Annotated in this window: 13 protein-coding genes and 2 pseudogenes; 7 read left to right on the top strand and 8 right to left on the bottom strand. The window is 66.3% G+C overall.

The genetic code is table 11. From position 1 onward, the window contains the following. Positions 1 to 425 (top strand): annotated as a pseudogene (locus tag VJV41_RS13410) (4-hydroxyacetophenone monooxygenase); the annotation flags it as partial. Between the two features lie 40 nt (positions 426 to 465). Further along, entirely contained in the window at positions 466 to 1,440 is a 975-nt protein-coding gene (gene nrdF, locus VJV41_RS13405) for a class 1b ribonucleoside-diphosphate reductase subunit beta (protein ID WP_325334443.1), read from the top strand. Between the two features lie 9 nt (positions 1,441 to 1,449). Here the strand turns inward: nrdF and VJV41_RS13400 are convergent, their stop codons facing one another. The 5 genes and pseudogenes from VJV41_RS13400 to VJV41_RS13380 all read right to left on the bottom strand — a co-directional run bounded on the left by VJV41_RS13400 (position 1,450) and on the right by VJV41_RS13380 (position 4,786). Next, positions 1,450 to 1,716 carry a YdeI/OmpD-associated family protein gene (locus VJV41_RS13400; protein ID WP_325334441.1) on the bottom strand — a complete coding sequence of 89 codons (267 nt, stop codon included), beginning with the start codon at positions 1,714 to 1,716 and terminating at the stop codon, positions 1,450 to 1,452. Between the two features lie 11 nt (positions 1,717 to 1,727). Then, positions 1,728 to 2,574 (bottom strand): annotated as a pseudogene (locus VJV41_RS13395) (class I SAM-dependent methyltransferase). Next, on the bottom strand, positions 2,571 to 2,912 hold the full coding sequence (locus VJV41_RS13390) for a VOC family protein (RefSeq protein WP_325334439.1): 342 nt from the start codon (positions 2,910 to 2,912) through the stop codon (positions 2,571 to 2,573). The pseudogene VJV41_RS13395 and the gene VJV41_RS13390 overlap by 4 nt, the downstream one beginning before the upstream one ends. Before the next feature lies 1 nt (position 2,913). Beyond that, positions 2,914 to 3,081, bottom strand: a complete 168-nt coding sequence (locus VJV41_RS13385; RefSeq protein WP_325334437.1) for a ribbon-helix-helix domain-containing protein — start codon at positions 3,079 to 3,081, stop codon at positions 2,914 to 2,916. 109 nt (positions 3,082 to 3,190) lie between these two features. Then, the gene (locus tag VJV41_RS13380) at positions 3,191 to 4,786 is read right to left on the bottom strand and encodes an APC family permease (RefSeq protein WP_325334435.1); all 1,596 of its coding nucleotides are present in this window, start codon (positions 4,784 to 4,786) and stop codon (positions 3,191 to 3,193) included. Positions 4,787 to 5,013: 227 nt separating this feature from the next. Between VJV41_RS13380 and VJV41_RS13375 the strand changes: the two genes are divergently transcribed. Then, positions 5,014 to 5,340: a DUF3349 domain-containing protein gene (locus VJV41_RS13375; RefSeq protein ID WP_325334433.1), complete on the top strand. Its 327-nt coding sequence runs from the start codon at positions 5,014 to 5,016 to the stop codon at positions 5,338 to 5,340. A gap of 57 nt (positions 5,341 to 5,397) precedes the next feature. Here the strand turns inward: VJV41_RS13375 and VJV41_RS13370 are convergent, their stop codons facing one another. Beyond that, positions 5,398 to 6,441, bottom strand: a complete 1,044-nt coding sequence (locus VJV41_RS13370) for an NAD(P)-dependent alcohol dehydrogenase (RefSeq protein ID WP_325334431.1) — start codon at positions 6,439 to 6,441, stop codon at positions 5,398 to 5,400. A 116-nt stretch (positions 6,442 to 6,557) separates the two neighbouring features. Beyond that, on the bottom strand, positions 6,558 to 6,833 hold the full coding sequence (locus tag VJV41_RS13365) for a YciI family protein (protein ID WP_325334429.1): 276 nt from the start codon (positions 6,831 to 6,833) through the stop codon (positions 6,558 to 6,560). Between the two features lie 191 nt (positions 6,834 to 7,024). On the opposite strand from VJV41_RS13365, the gene VJV41_RS13360 reads away from it, so the two are divergent. Genes VJV41_RS13360 through atzF form a run of 4 tightly spaced genes read left to right on the top strand, consistent with a single transcriptional unit; the run spans position 7,025 to position 13,933 of the window. Further along, on the top strand, positions 7,025 to 7,885 hold the full coding sequence (locus VJV41_RS13360) for an urea amidolyase associated protein UAAP1 (RefSeq protein WP_325334427.1): 861 nt from the start codon (positions 7,025 to 7,027) through the stop codon (positions 7,883 to 7,885). After that, positions 7,882 to 8,523 carry an urea amidolyase associated protein UAAP2 gene (locus VJV41_RS13355; protein ID WP_325334425.1) on the top strand — a complete coding sequence of 214 codons (642 nt, stop codon included), beginning with the start codon at positions 7,882 to 7,884 and terminating at the stop codon, positions 8,521 to 8,523. The genes VJV41_RS13360 and VJV41_RS13355 overlap by 4 nt, the downstream gene beginning before the upstream one ends. After that, complete coding sequence (uca, locus tag VJV41_RS13350) at positions 8,520 to 12,170, top strand: urea carboxylase (RefSeq protein ID WP_325334423.1); 3,651 nt, start codon at positions 8,520 to 8,522, stop codon at positions 12,168 to 12,170. The genes VJV41_RS13355 and uca overlap by 4 nt, the downstream gene beginning before the upstream one ends. Next, positions 12,167 to 13,933 carry an allophanate hydrolase gene (gene atzF / locus VJV41_RS13345; protein WP_325334421.1) on the top strand — a complete coding sequence of 589 codons (1,767 nt, stop codon included), beginning with the start codon at positions 12,167 to 12,169 and terminating at the stop codon, positions 13,931 to 13,933. The genes uca and atzF overlap by 4 nt, the downstream gene beginning before the upstream one ends. On the opposite strand, the gene VJV41_RS13340 is transcribed toward atzF, so the two are convergent. After that, positions 13,882 to 14,592, bottom strand: a complete 711-nt coding sequence (locus tag VJV41_RS13340; protein ID WP_325334419.1) for a TetR/AcrR family transcriptional regulator — start codon at positions 14,590 to 14,592, stop codon at positions 13,882 to 13,884. The two genes, atzF and VJV41_RS13340, sit on opposite strands and share 52 nt — an antisense overlap. Positions 14,593 to 14,775 lie beyond the last annotated feature (183 nt).

Here is a 14,775-nt window from a genome sequence, read left to right as displayed (position 1 = left end):
CCGCGCTTCACGGCATCACGATCGCCGACATGCCGAACCTGTTCTTCCTGCTCGGGCCGAACACCGCGCTGGGGCATAACTCGGTGGTGTTCATGATCGAGTCGCAGATCCGCTATGTCGCCGACGCGATCGCGACCGCCGACAAGTACGGGGCCCAGGCGCTGGCGCCCACCCGGGCCGCGCAGGACGCGTTCAACGCCGAGTTGCAGCAGAAGTTGGCCGGCTCGGTGTGGAACACGGGTGGTTGCCGGAGTTGGTATCTCGACGAGCACGGCAACAACCGCGTGCTGTGGGGCGGCTACACCTGGCAGTACTGGCAGGCGACGCGCAAGATCAAGCCGGCCGAGTACCGGTTCCTCGGTGTTGGGCGCGACACGCCACCACAAGGTGTTGCGGTTCCGAGCGTTGTCGGCCCCCAGGGGTAGTGTCGGGAACACAATTCCGACGTGGTGAAGTGGGGTTCTGGTGACCGAAAGAGTGAAGCTGATTGACCGCGTTTCGGCGATCAACTGGAACCGCTTGCAGGACGAAAAAGACGCCGAGGTGTGGGAACGGCTGACCGGCAATTTCTGGTTGCCGGAGAAGGTTCCGGTGTCCAACGACATTCCGTCCTGGGGCACGCTGACGGCGCATGAGAAGCAGCTGACGATGCGGGTCTTCACCGGCTTGACGCTGCTCGACACCATCCAGGGCACGGTCGGCGCGGTCAGTCTGATCCCCGATGCGCTCACCCCTCACGAAGAGGCGGTGTACACCAACATCGCGTTCATGGAGTCGGTGCACGCGCGCAGCTACAGCAACATCTTCTCCACGCTGTGCTCCACCGCCGAGATCGACGACGCGTTCCGTTGGTCGGAGGAGAATCCGAACCTGCAGCGCAAAGCCGAGATCGTCATGCAGTACTACAAGGGTGACGAGCCGCTGAAGCGCAAGGTCGCCTCGACGCTGCTGGAAAGCTTCCTGTTCTACTCCGGCTTCTATCTGCCGATGTACTGGTCTTCCCGCGCCAAGCTGACCAACACCGCTGACATGATCCGGCTGATCATCCGTGACGAGGCCGTGCACGGTTACTACATCGGCTACAAGTATCAGCGCGGGCTGGCGCTGGAGGACGAGGCCAGGAGAGCCGAGCTCAAGGACTACACGTACGAGCTGCTGTTCGAGCTCTACGACAACGAGGTGGAGTACACGCAGGATCTCTACGACGGGGTCGGGCTGACCGAGGACGTCAAGAAGTTCTTGCGCTACAACGCGAACAAGGCGTTGATGAATCTCGGTTATGAGGCGCTGTTCCCCCGCGACGAGACTGACGTCAACCCGGCGATCCTGTCGGCGCTGTCGCCCAACGCCGACGAGAACCACGACTTCTTCTCGGGCTCGGGCTCGTCGTACGTGATCGGCAAGGCCGTCAACACCGAAGACGAGGACTGGGACTTCTAGCTTCCGCGATTACTTGCCTGTGCGCTCGCGGTGCTTGCACCCGGGCCAGCAGCAGGGTCGTCGCATGCCTTCCTCCAGCTCCTCCTGGGTCCGGCCGATACGGCGCTCGCGGGTCGTATCTTGTTTGGCGTCTTCGACCCAACAGATGAACTCGTTGCGCGCCAACGGCGTGATGTCTTTCCAGGCGGCCAGTGCCGTGGTGTTCCCGATCAGCGCCGTGCGCAGGTCCGCAGGCAGTTTGTGCACCACCCCGCCGGGGACTCGCTGGCTGCTCACGGGGCCAGATTCTAGACCGTCGCGACGATCAGCTGTTCGGCGCTCGGCGGTCGCAGACCGTCGGCGCGCCCGGCGAAGTAGCGCGCGGTGAGGTCGTCCGGGCTGACGTGCTGCGCCGAGGAAAAGCCTGCGGCGCGGCACATGTCAGATATCTCGTGGGGTGCGTAGTGACTGATGAAGGGTGTGCCCGAGCCCGCCGCCGCTGCTTCGACGGCTTCCAGCATCGGGCGCTCAGTGACGTCGACCAGGTCCAGCGGCAGCATGAAAGTCATGGCCAGCACGGGACCCGTCGGCCCACGCGGCAACTTGCCGAAGCGTCGCTTCCGTGGCCTCCTCGGTCAGGTACATGCTGACCCCAGTCGACGAGACCACTGCTGGGCGGTCCGCGTCGAAGCCGTTGGCCCTCAACGCATCCGGAAACGCTTGGCCTCTTTCGAAGTCGACGGGGACAAACCGCAGATTCTCGCCGGGCGGGTATCCGATGTCGGTGAGCCTGCGCCGTTTCCATTCCTGGGTACCGGGCTGGTCCACCTCGAACACGCGCACCCCGACTTCAGGGTGTCGCTGAGCGAAGGTGTCCAGGCCGGCGCCGAGAACGACGTACTGGCCGACGCCGGCCGCCGCGTGTTCGGCGACGAGGTCGTCCAGATATCGGGCGCGCGCCACAATCGAGGCACGGAATGCGCGGGTGCCGTCGGGCTGCATGTCGCCGCGCGACCGCCAGTCCGGATCGGGATCGGCAAGCTGCAGGCCGACAGTGTCGTTGAGCACGTGCGGCGGGGCGTCGAGTTCAACGTGCAGGGCGCGCCACAGCGCGGTCCGGACGGCGGTGCTATCGGGAGCGGTCGTCTGATTCATTTGGTCGGCGCCTGCAGCTTCCACTCGCGGCCGTCGGGATCGCGAACCGTCATAAGTCTTGTGCCCCAATGGGTATCGTCCCATTCGTCGACGACCTCGACGGACGAATCGAGTTCGAACGCGTCCGCGTCAGGCACGCCCAGCACGATGTGCCTACGAGTGGGTTCGGATTCGGGGACCTCGGAGATGAACAAGTAGGGGCCGTCGCCGCGGCGAAGTTGGCCGGAGTTGTGGTCTGTCGCGAACTCGATCTCGTAGCCAAGTTCCTGAAAGAATTTGGCCGACTTGCCCCAGTTGTGGGTCTCCAGGAATACGGCCTCGATGCCCTCGGTCGTCATATCAGCTCTCCTCGTCCGATTGTGGTCCGTGGGTGTCGAGGTAGGCCCGCAGCGCATCGGCCACCAGCGCCGACAGAGATGACCCCGTCTCGATCGCATGGTGTTTGACCCGCCTGATCAAGCCCACCGGCAGGTACACGTTGAACTGCTTGACGTCCTCGTCGCCCACATCGGTCAGGCTAGCATGCTAGTAAGCTAGGGCCAGAGCCTCCTGCTGAGCAGACGCAAAAGGCCCCGAACACGCGGCGTGTCGGGGCCTTTTGCGTCTGTTCGCGGAGTTAAGTCTCCGCGCGCTCGTGCGAATCCTCCATGACCGTACGGCCGATCTCGGAGTAGGCGCCGGGCTTGGCGAACCGCATCCACAGCGCGTATGCCAAGCCCACGACGAACACCGCGAGGATGATGTACGGACCTGCCTTGAACACCAACGAGTTAGCGGCATAGCCCGCCGCGAACGCGCGGTTGTCCCACAGCGTCCAGACCACATACAGCATCGCGATGCCGCCGAGCAGCGGAGCGATCAGAGTAGTGATCACGTTGCCCGAGTGCGTCTTTCGCGCCCAGAAGTACGAGATCACCGCAGCCGAGCAGATCGCCTGTACCAAAAGTATTGCCGCCGTGCCGATCAGCGCAAGCAATCCGTACATGTTGACATAGGGCACGAGCGCCGGAGTATCCACGGGCGTGCCGTTCGAATCGGGCACCTGCACCGTCGTGAAGAAGAAGAACAACACCACCAGCACCAGCGTGATCGCGCTCTGAATCGCCGAGGCAATGTGCGGCGACCCGTGCTTGAGATGCGTGCCACCGATCGTGGAACGCACTGTCTCCGACGGGATTTCCCTGCCAAGGGCGTAGAGGTACCGTGACGCCGCGTTGTGGAACGCCATCGCGCAGGCGAACGACCCGATAACGAGCAAGATCTTGTAGACGTCGAGCAGGAGTCCGCCGAGATTGGACTTCACCAACCCGAAGAACAGGTCGAGCGGCGACGCGCTGATGGACGCCTCGACCGATGCCTTGGCTCCGTTGCCTGCCAGCACCATCGCCGAGATGAACGTGTAGAACAGGCCGAGGCCGACGACCGCGATCAGCGTGGCCCGGGGAATGATCTTCTTGGGGTTGCGCGACTCCTCGCCGTACACGGCCGTCGTCTCGAACCCGACCCAGGACCAGAACGCGAAGAACAAGCCGATCGCCATCGACCCTGCCGCGGCCGCCGTGCCGAACGCGCCTGCGGGCAGGCTCTCGAACGCGTGGTTGAGCAGCACCGTCTTGTCAAGCATCAGGCCGTCGGGGCCGCCGCCCTTGACGATGACCGAAAAGGCCAGCACCAGAAGGATGATCACTTCGGAGACCAGAGTGAAACCGAGAATCGCCGCGGTGAGACTGATATCGAAATGGCATAGCACGCCGATGATCACCACGGCGCCGATCGCAAACACAAGCCACGGAACGTCAACTCCCGCAATGGTGTTCACGGCGTCGTTGGCGAAGTATGCGCATCCGCCGACCAGGGAACCCTCGAATATCACATAGGCGAAGGTCGCGAGCAGGCCGCTTGCCATGCCCCAGATCTGTCCTAGCCCGTGGGAGATGAAGCCGTAGAACGCCCCGGTGGTGGTGATGTGTTTGGCCATCGCGACGTAGCCCAACGCGAACAGTGTCAGCGCGATCGTCGCGAACAGGAAGCCTGCCGGTGCGCCGAGCCCGTTGCCGAACCCGACCGCGATCGGCACGTTGCCCGTCATCGCCGTGATCGGCGCTGCGTTGGCGACTGCCATGAAGATGACCGCGACGATGCCGATCGCGCCCTTCTTCAGGCCTGCCGACGGTGCGGCGGTGGTCTCGACGGCTGCGGATTCAGTTGTCACCGCGGGCCTCCTGGTTCGGATAAGAGTGTCTGAGTGGCCCGCGACGCTGCAGTCCGCAGTGAGCCTCGCACCCGTGGCCCGACTCGACAACCGGAGGACACCTGGCCGTAACAAATGGTTCAGGCGTCCGGAGGGTGGCCACGCGTCGCCATGAACGCGTGATGAATGACCGACGAACTGTAAAGCGCGCTCTGGCGCGGTCAACACGCAGCAACGAGACTTGCTGCGTGACCACCACGTCGCTTCTGAGCTCGATCCTGAATTGGCTGCGCGCCGGCTACCCCGAAGGTGTGCCCGGCCCCGACCGTGTGCCGCTGTTGGCGCTGCTGCGCAGCACCCCGCTGACCGAAGACCAGATCAAAGAGGTCGTGCGCAACATCACCGCCGACGGCTCAACGGCCCTAGTCGACGGCGAGATCCACGAGGACGAGATCGAAGCCTTCATCTCCGACGTCACGCATCATGACGCCGGTCCCGAGAACGTCCAGCGGGTAGCCGCCAAGCTGGCCGCGGCCGGCTGGCCGCTGACCGGCGTGGACGGCTCGACGGCCTAGCCGCGCAGCGATGCCGTGTCCGATGTCGTCACCGGAGTGACTCCGGGTTCGATGTCGTCACCGGAGTGACTCCGTGTCGATGACGAATCGATACCGCACATCGCTGGCCAGCACGCGCTCGTAGGCCTCGTTGATGTAGTCGGGTTCGATGACCTCGATCTCGGGGCGGACGTCGTGCTCGGCACAGAAATCCAGCATCTCCTGCGTTTCGGCGATGCCGCCGATCAACGAGCCCGACAGGTGCCGGCGCATACCTAGCAGCGGCATCACCGGAACGGTCATCGGCTGCTCGGGCGCACCCAACTCGACCAGTGTGCCGTCGACGTCGAGCAGACTCAGGTACTTACCCAGGTTCAGGTTGGCCGAGACGGTGTTCAGGATCAAGTCGAACGATCCGGCCAGCTTCGTGAACGTGTCGGGATCGGAGGTGGCGTAGTAGTGCGTCGCGCCCAGCCGCAGGCCGTCTTCCATTTTCTTCAGCGATTGGCTCAGCACGGTCACCTCCGCGCCCATCGCCGCCGCCAGCTTGACGGCCACGTGTCCCAGCCCGCCGAGCCCGATCACCGCAACTCGCTTGTCAGGGCCGGCATTCCAGTGGCGCAGCGGTGAGTACGTCGTGATGCCCGCACAGAGCAGCGGAGCGGCGGCGTCCAGCGGAAGGCTGTCGGGGATGCGCAGCACGTAATTCTCGTCGACGACGATGGCGCCGCTGTAACCGCCCTGTGTCGGCTGGCCGTCCTTGCCGATGGAGTCGTAGGTGCCGGTCATGCCGCGCTTGCAGTAATTCTCCTGCCCGGCGAGGCAGCTGCTGCACTCGCGGCAGGAGTCGACGAAGCAGCCGACACCGACGCGGTCGCCAACCTTGTACTTGGTCACCTCTGGGCCAACAGCGGTGACGATGCCCGCGATTTCGTGGCCCGGCACGACGGGATAGCGGGGCTCGCCCCACTCTGCCTTGACGGTGTGGATGTCGGAGTGACAGATGCCGGCGAAGTGAATGTCGAAGGCCACGTCGTGTGGCCCGACCTCGCGCCGGGTGATGGTGGTCTTGGCAAGCGGTTCGGTCGCCGACGGTGCGGCGTAAGCGGAAACAATGCTCATGGCAGCCTTCTAAATCGTGTAATGGCTTCGCGAAATTTGCCGCGACAATGCGGCCCACGGGAACACAACGGCCACGATGGCGGCCGCCATTCCCGGTTCGAGCTGTGAGTTAGACCCTAGAGCCCTGGGGCGCGGACTGCCCCGTTGAAGGAGAGCCGCTCGTAACGGGCCGCTCCGGCTTGGGTGTATGGGTCGCGGCCGACGAGGTCGTTTGCGTCCTCGCTGCTCATGTCGGTGGTGATCAGAACGCCGCCTGAACTGTCTTCCTGGCGGCCCGCAAGCAGTAAGCGGCCGGCGTCGATCTCGGCCTTCAGGAATTCCAGATGAGCGGGACGGGTCTGTTCGACGACGTCGGGCGGCTGGAGATAGGTCGACTTCAACACGTGGAACACGACAGTGACCCTAGTTGGTCGCCGAGAGCGCCGATCAATATCTGTCACATGACAGACACACGCGACCCGCGTTGTTAACGAGGTGCGCGTGATCGGTTACACGAGGGCAACCATCGCCAGCTCGAAATCAAGAAAACTGTCACTCGACAGAAATCAACCCCATATGACGGTGCCGCGAAGCAGGGAGCCCTGTGACCAGCGATGTGAAGTCCACGACCGCTACGACCGCGGGCGCCAAGGCCCACGCCCGCGCGCAGCACGGACGCGCTGCCGAACTGATGCGCCACGTGCCGGCGTCCACCAGTCCGACCGCACCGGACGACGTGCCCGCGGGACGCCTCGTATGGTCGGAAACCGTTGCAGCAGGCGGATATACGACTTCAGTTGTGGCCCGTGGAACGCGCATCCGGCTGACCGATCCCGACGGTGATGCGTGCGCGCACCTGCTGCTGCACCGCGCCGACGGACCCCACGAACGGCTGAATGTAGCCGACACCGTGAAGGTTCCGTGGCAGGCCTACATCGGAACGGGGCATCCGCTGCTGAGCGGGTTCGGCCGCGTGCTCGCGACGGTCGTCGCCGACACGTCCGCAATGCATGACGCACTCGCGGGCACCACCACCCGGTCGGGCAACGAGGCGAAGTACGGGGCGGCGGCGCCGGAGTCGGCGTCGCCCGCCGGACGGGAGTTGTTTCTGCTCGGGGCGCTCAAACACGGTCTGGGGCAACGAGATCTGCCGCCGTCGGTGTCGTTCTTCAAGGGCGTACGCGCCGCAGCCGACGGATCGTTGCGATGGGAGGGATCGGCGGGCCCGGGCTTGACGGTCGACCTTCTGTTGCATGTCGACGCGATCGTCTTGCTCGCGAACACATCACATCCGTTGGATCCCAGACCGGAGTTCACCTGCTCCCCGCTGCGGGTGCACGCCTGGGCTGCCGCAGACGAGCTCGATGCGCTGGCCGCCGGGGAGCTGACCGGACCGCTGAGCCCCGAACATCGCCAGGCAGTTGCCAATACCGATTCCGACCTCGCTGCCCGAGGAGTCCTGTGACCGTCCCCGCGCTCGTCCCTGGACCCGTGGTGCTCGACCAGATCGTCGCGGCGCGCGCGCCATGGTCCACGATCGTCGCCAAAGGCGACGTCCTCACCATCGTCGACCTCGCGGGCAATCAGGCCGTCGACTGCCTGCTCTACGCTGCGGCCGACACCTCCGTGCGGTACTCCGCCCAGGAGACCATCGCACGCCAGGGCCGCATCGCGCTCACCACGGGCTCGGTTTTGCGCGCCGACACCGGGCAGGCCTTGATGACCGTCGTCGACGACGAGGTGGGCGTGCATGACACCCTCGGCGGCGCCTGCTCCAAAGAGTCGAACACCCTGCGCTACGGGCAGCACACCCGCGCGCAGCACGGATGCATGGAGAACTTCCTCATCGAGGGTGCCCGTTACGGATTGGGCGCGCGCGATCTGGCCAGCAACATCAACTGGTTCATGAACGTGCCCGTCGACCCGGACGGCGCACTGGGCATCGTCGACGGTCTTTCGGCGCCCGGTAAGCGCGTCGCGCTACGGGCCGACGTCGACACGCTCGTCCTGGTGTCGAACTGCCCACAGATCAACAACCCCTGCAACGCTTTTGACCCCACGCCGGTCCGCATGATCGTCACTCGTCCCGGTGATGCGGCATGACCGACACCGTTCTCGTCGCCAACCGCGGCGAGATCGCCGTTCGCTTGGTGCGCGCCGCCCAGCTTCTGGGTCTGCGCACTGTGGCCGTGTTCTCCGACGCCGACCGTGGTGCACCGCACGTGCGGCTCGCCGACGAGGCCGTGCGCCTAGGCCCTGCCGCGCCGAGTGAAAGCTACCTGCGGGCGGACGCAATCATCGACGCTGCGATGACGACGGATGCGAAGCTGATTCATCCCGGATACGGATTCCTCTCGGAGGACGCCGATTTCGCCGAATCCGTCGAGCGTGCCGGCATGACGTTCGTCGGCCCGACGCCGCATCAACTGCGTGTGTTCGGCGCCAAACACACTGCCCGCGCCGCGGCCACGGCTGCTGGCGTGCCGGTCTTCCCCGGGTCCGAGCTGCTCGACAGCGCTGCCGAGGCGGTCGCCGCGGCCAACGCGATCGGGTACCCGGTGATGCTCAAGGCGACGGGCGGAGGCGGTGGGATCGGCATGCAGGTATGCCGCGACGCCGGCGATGTTCGGGTGGCCTTCGACCGCGTGACGCGCTTGGCCGAGCGCAGCTTCGGATCGGCGGGCGTGTTCGTCGAGCGGTTCGTCGACCATGCCCGGCACGTAGAAGTCCAGATCTTCGGAGACGGCGCGGGCCGCGTCGTCTCCCTCGGCGACCGCGACTGCTCGCTGCAACGTCGCAACCAAAAGGTGATCGAGGAGGCCCCTGCGCCGGAACTCCCCGATGATCTTCGGGCGCAACTGCATTCGTCGTCGCGGGCATTGGCGGCCTCGGTTTCCTACCGCTCGGCGGGGACCGTCGAGTTCATCTACGACCCGCGCCGCCGCGAGGCCTCCTTCTTGGAGGTCAACGCGCGTCTGCAGGTCGAGCATCCGGTGACCGAGGCCGTCACCGGAATCGACCTAGCCGGCTGGATGTTTCGGCTGGCGCGCGCCGAGGGCGACATGCTGGCCCCCTATCTGACTCGGGGCGCAACGACCGGCGCGGTGCCGGTTCGCGGCCACGCCGTCGAGGCGCGCGTCTATGCGGAGGATCCGTCGCGCGACTATCGTCCCAGCACGGGAACGTTGACCGCCGTGGCTTTTCCGGCCGACGACTGTGTGCGCGTCGATACGTGGGTTGAGGTGGGCACCGAGGTCTCGGCGTCCTACGACCCGCTGCTTGCCAAGGTGATCACGACGGGTGCACACCGGGACGAAGCGTTTGACCGGCTCGGACACGCGCTCGATGCGACAGTGCTGCACGGCATCGAGGTCAATGTCGGCATGCTGCGTGCGGCCGTCGACGGTTCCGACGTGCGGGCTGCGACGCACAGCACGTCGACGCTCGCCAGCGTCGCCGACCCGAGACCGCGCATCACCGTCGAACGCGCCGGCCTGCTGACCACGGTTCAGGATCTGCCCGGCCGGGTGGGACTCTGGGATGTCGGCGTTCCGCCCTGTGGGCCGATGGACGATCTGTCGTTTCGGCTCGGCAATCGGGCCTTGGGCAACACGGACGGGGCGCCGGGCCTCGAATGCACCGCGTCAGGACCCGCACTGCGCATGACCCACCCGACCACCGTCTGTGTCACGGGCGCCGAATGCCTTGTGACCGTGAATGGTTCACCCGTACCGATGTGGGAGCCTGTCGAAGTTGCAGCCGGTTCAGTGCTCGACGTCGGCGCCGCCGAGACGACTGGCCTGCGGACGTACCTGCTCGTCGAGGGCGGCTTTGACGTGCCGTTGTACCTCGGCAGCGCCTCGACCTTCACGCTGGGCCGCTTCGGCGGCCACAGCGGCCGCCAGTTGGTGGCCGGTGACGTACTGCGCGCCGTGCCAGCTGCTCACACCGGCTCGCGACCGGAGCCGGTGCCCGCGGAGCTGCGCCCGGTGATGCGGTCGGACTGGGAGCTGGCGGTCACCGAGGGCCCGCATGGCGCACCGGAGTTCTTCACCCGCGCCGATATGGCCACACTGTGGCGCGCCAGTTATCGGGTGCACTTCAACTCGGCCCGCACCGGTGTGCGGCTCGACGGACCCCGGCCCGAATGGGCGCGAGCCGACGGGGGAGAGGCGGGACTGCACCCGTCGAACATCCACGACACCGCGTATTCCGTCGGGGCGCTCGACTTCACCGGTGACACGCCGATCCTGCTCGGACCCGACGGACCAAGCCTCGGCGGGTTCGTGTGCCCGGCGACGGTCGTCGTCGCCGACCGGTGGAAGCTCGGACAGTTGCGGCCAGGTGACACGGTGCGGTTCGTGCCGATCCGCATGGCCGATGCCCCGTCCCCTAAACAGCTCGGAATCGCCGGGCGTGCAGCGTCTTTCCTGGCCCGCAGTGGTGGCGACGAAGACGACGGCGTGTTGGCGCGACAGTCGGGTGACAGCCGCCCGGCGGTCACGTATCGGCGCAACGGTGACGACAACGTGCTGGTCGAATACGGCGACATGGTGCTCGACCTCGCGCTGCGGGCGCGCGTCCATGCGCTACACCGTCGGCTTGCCTCCGAACGCGCCGATGGAATCCTCGACCTGACGCCGGGCATCCGCTCGTTGCAGGTCCACGTGGATCCCGACCTGCTGCCGATCGACCGGTTGCTCGGCCTGCTGTTCGAGTTGGAGGACGAGCTACCCGCGGTATCCGACCTCGTGGTGCCCAGCCGGTCGGTCCGGCTCCCGCTGTCATGGGACGACCCGGCAACCCGGGAGGCGATCGCGCGCTACATGTCCGGAGTCCGCGATGACGCGCCGTGGTGCCCGTCGAACATCGAATTCATTCGCCGCATCAACGGTTTGGCTTCTCAGAGCGATGTGATGGACATCGTGTTCTCCGCCGAGTACCTGACCCTCGGCCTCGGCGACGTGTACCTCGGCGCGCCCGTCGCCACGCCGCTCGATCCACGGCATCGGCTCGTTACGACGAAGTACAACCCCGCCCGCACGTGGACCGCGGAGAACTCGGTCGGCATCGGCGGCGCATACCTGTGCATCTACGGCATGGAGGGTCCAGGCGGCTATCAATTCGTCGGACGCACGACGCAGGTGTGGAGCCGCTACCGGCACACCGCGCCGTTCGAGCCTGGTAGCCCATGGCTGCTGCGCTTCTTCGACCGAATCTCGTGGTATCCGGTGTCGCCGGACGAATTGCTCGAGCTGCGTGCGGATCTCGCCGCGGGGCGCGGATCGATCGACATCACCGAGGGCACCTTCTCGCTGGCCGATCACGAACGCTTCTTGACTGACAATGCCGCCACCATCGCGGACTTCCGCGCGAGCCAGAGCGCCGCGTTCGCCGCTGAGCGCGCCGCATGGGCCGCGGCCGGCGAGTTCGACCGCGCCGAGCAGGCCCAGTCGAGGGTCGCGGCGACGAGTGCTGACCTCGTCCTCGACGAGGGCGCGCAGCGGGTAGATGCTCCGTTCGCCTCAAGTGTGTGGAAGGTCGACGTCGAAGTCGGCGAGCGGGTGGTGGCCGGTCAGTCATTGTTGGCGCTGGAGGCGATGAAGATGGAGACCGTGGTGACCGCTCCGAGCGATGGCATCGTCACGCACGTGCTCGTCGAGGCCGGTCATCAGGTGGACACAGGCGCGCCTCTGGTGGTCGTCGGTCCCGACGGTGGTGGGCAGGACGCGGAGGGTATTCCGGCATGACGGCGGTCGAGCGGGTGCGGGCGGCGTACGCCGCAATTGATGCCGTCGAGCGCCCCGAGATCTGGATCTTCGTGCGCCCCTTGGCCGATGTGCTCACCGAGGCCGAGGCAGTCGACGCGGCGGTTGAAGCGGGCGCCGAGTTGCCGCTGGCCGGACTGACGGCGGCGGTCAAGAACAACGTCGACGTCGCGGGTCTGCCCACCACGGCGGCGTGCCCGGCGTACGCGTCGGCTCCCGCAGTCGCGGATGCGCCCGTCGTGGCACGGTTGCGGGAAGCGGGTGCCGTCGTCATCGGCGCCACGAACCTCGACCAGTTCGCCACCGGTCTCGTCGGAACGCGCAGTCCGCGCGGCGCGGTGCGCGACTCGAGGCGGCCGGACCGCATCTCGGGTGGTTCGAGCGCGGGCTCGGCAGTGGCGGTGGCCCTCGGCCTGGTGGACATCGCTATCGGCACGGACACCGCCGGGTCCGGTCGGGTGCCCGCGGCACTGCAGGGCATCGTCGGGATCAAACCGACAATCGGGGTGGTGCCGACCGACGGTGTCATTCCCGCATGCCGCTCGTATGACTGCGTGACGGTGTTCGCCCGTGATCTTGACACCGCCGACGCCGCGATCGGGGTGATCGCTGGTGGGGGCCGGCCGTTTCCGCCAGACGCTCCGCTGGCCGCACCCGAGCAGCCGGTGGTCGCCGTGCCCCGCGAACTTCCGGCGCTCTCGTCGTCGTGGCGGGCGGCCTTCCGCAGCGCTTGTGAACGGCTCGTGAATCATGGGGTCACGCTGAAAGAGATTGATTTCAAACCGTTCCTGGAGGCCGCGCGGCTGTTGTACGACGGCGGTCTGGTGGCCGAAAGACACGAAGCGGTAGGTGCTTTCATCGATGCGCACCGCGATGAGGTCGATCCGATTGTGGGTGCGATCGTGTCAGCGGCAGGCGCCGTGCCCGCGACCACCTTGTTAGGCGATCGCGTACGCCTGGCCGAGCTCACCGTGACGGCGCTCGCCGAGCTCGGCGACTGCGACGCGCTCCTGATTCCGACGACCACTGACCATCCGACAATCGCCGACGTGGCTTGCGAGCCGATCGCCGTCAATTCGCGGATGGGCACGTACACGAACTTCTGCAATCTGATGGACCTCTGCGCCGTGGCGGTGCCGTCGGGTACCGCCGGCGAGGACCAGTTCGGGGTGTCGGTGGTCGCGCGATCCGGTGCCGATGCCGTCGCATTCGACATCGCGCGGCTCGTGGTCCAACCGTCGGCTTCGGCGGCCATGGCGGGCGCCGCGGCCAAAGGTGAACCCCCGCAAGGCCCGTGGCCGGCACGCGCCGGACTTGCGGTCGCTCCACTGATGGTCGTCGGGGCGCACCTACGTGGTCAGCCACTCGCCTGGCAGCTGACCGACCGCGGCGCACGCTGGCTGGGCCCGGCGCGTACCGCGCCGCTGTACCGGCTCGCCCACCTGCAGACCGAGCCACCGAAGCCCGGGCTGGTGCGGGTCGGTCCTGACGAGGGCACGGCTATCGGTGGGGAGCTGTGGCTCATCAGCACCGCGATGCTGGGCTATCTGTTGGCGTCACTGCCCGCACCGATGGCTCTGGGACGGGTGACGCTCTCAGACGGCAGCGAGGTCGTGGGGTTCGGGTGTGCCGTGGACGCGTGGCGTGACGGCGTGGACATCTCGGATTACGGCGACTGGCCGACCTATCTGCGTCACGTGGAATCGACTGCGGCCTCGGCGCATTCAGGCGTGGCCCGCGTATAGCGGTCCACCTCCTCTCGGCTGCGCTCGCGTGCGGGTGCGATGGCGTTGTCGGGGATGCCCAGCACGCGCAGGCAGGCGTCGGCGACGTGGACGGGCAGCTCGTCGCGCTCAGGGCCGAGCGGCACCGACCACATGTTCACCAGCGACTCGACCAGGCGGAACGGCAGGTCCGCCGCGGCCTCGTGGACACCGGTTTGGTCGATGACAGCCCGGCTGAGGGCAAGGTAGTGCAGCCGCAGCCGCTCGCGATCCGACCAGAACGGTTCCAACTTGGCGTCGCGCAGTTCGGGCATAAGGTAGAGCGCGCCCAAATTCCACCGCCCGCTGAGCAATTGGCCACCATCGAAGGTTGCCAGCGCATGGAGGTGTTCGGCTGCGCTCAGCGCAGGCTCCGCGCCGAGCAGGCTCGGGATGAACGACAGCGTCGGAGCGACCGTCTGGCTCAGCAGGGCGCACAGGATGTCGTCCTTGGTCTTGAAATAGTGGTACAGCGACGCCTGGCGGATACCCACCGAGTCTGCGATGGTCCTTGTCGCTGTGCCGGTGTACCCCATGGTGGTGAACAATTCACCTGCGGCGTCGAGGATTTCGTCACGCGCGGTTCTCCCCGGACGCCGCTGAACGTGCAGGCGCGGCCGTCCGGCCCTGGCGAGCGGCATGCTCTCATGGTGGACTATCGAGGCCACCTAGCGGTAGTCCTGCATTTTCTGTCACACGATAGAAACGCGCGATACGCATCGGTTACCTGTGCCGTCGATTAGTTACGCCAGCGATACCCACCAAGCTGGTACCCCGTGAAAACTGTCAACTGATAGGCCAGCGTGCACACCGTCGTGCTGCGG

The sequence above is a fragment of the Mycobacterium sp. genome (genome assembly GCF_035274705.1).
Lineage (GTDB): Bacteria > Actinomycetota > Actinomycetes > Mycobacteriales > Mycobacteriaceae > Mycobacterium.
Note: the sequence above shows the minus strand (reverse complement) of the source record. Positions and strands in the feature narration are given on the sequence as shown.

Coding starts and splice junctions, on each gene's coding strand:
- VJV41_RS13390 (WP_325334439.1), bottom strand. CDS start 2,912: ATGACGACCGAGGGCATCGAGGCCGTATTCCTGGAGACCCACAACTGG.
- VJV41_RS13370 (WP_325334431.1), bottom strand. CDS start 6,441: ATGAGCATTGTTTCCGCTTACGCCGCACCGTCGGCGACCGAACCGCTT.
- uca (WP_325334423.1), top strand. CDS start 8,520: ATGACCGACACCGTTCTCGTCGCCAACCGCGGCGAGATCGCCGTTCGC.
- atzF (WP_325334421.1), top strand. CDS start 12,167: ATGACGGCGGTCGAGCGGGTGCGGGCGGCGTACGCCGCAATTGATGCC.
- VJV41_RS13340 (WP_325334419.1), bottom strand. CDS start 14,592: ATGCCGCTCGCCAGGGCCGGACGGCCGCGCCTGCACGTTCAGCGGCGT.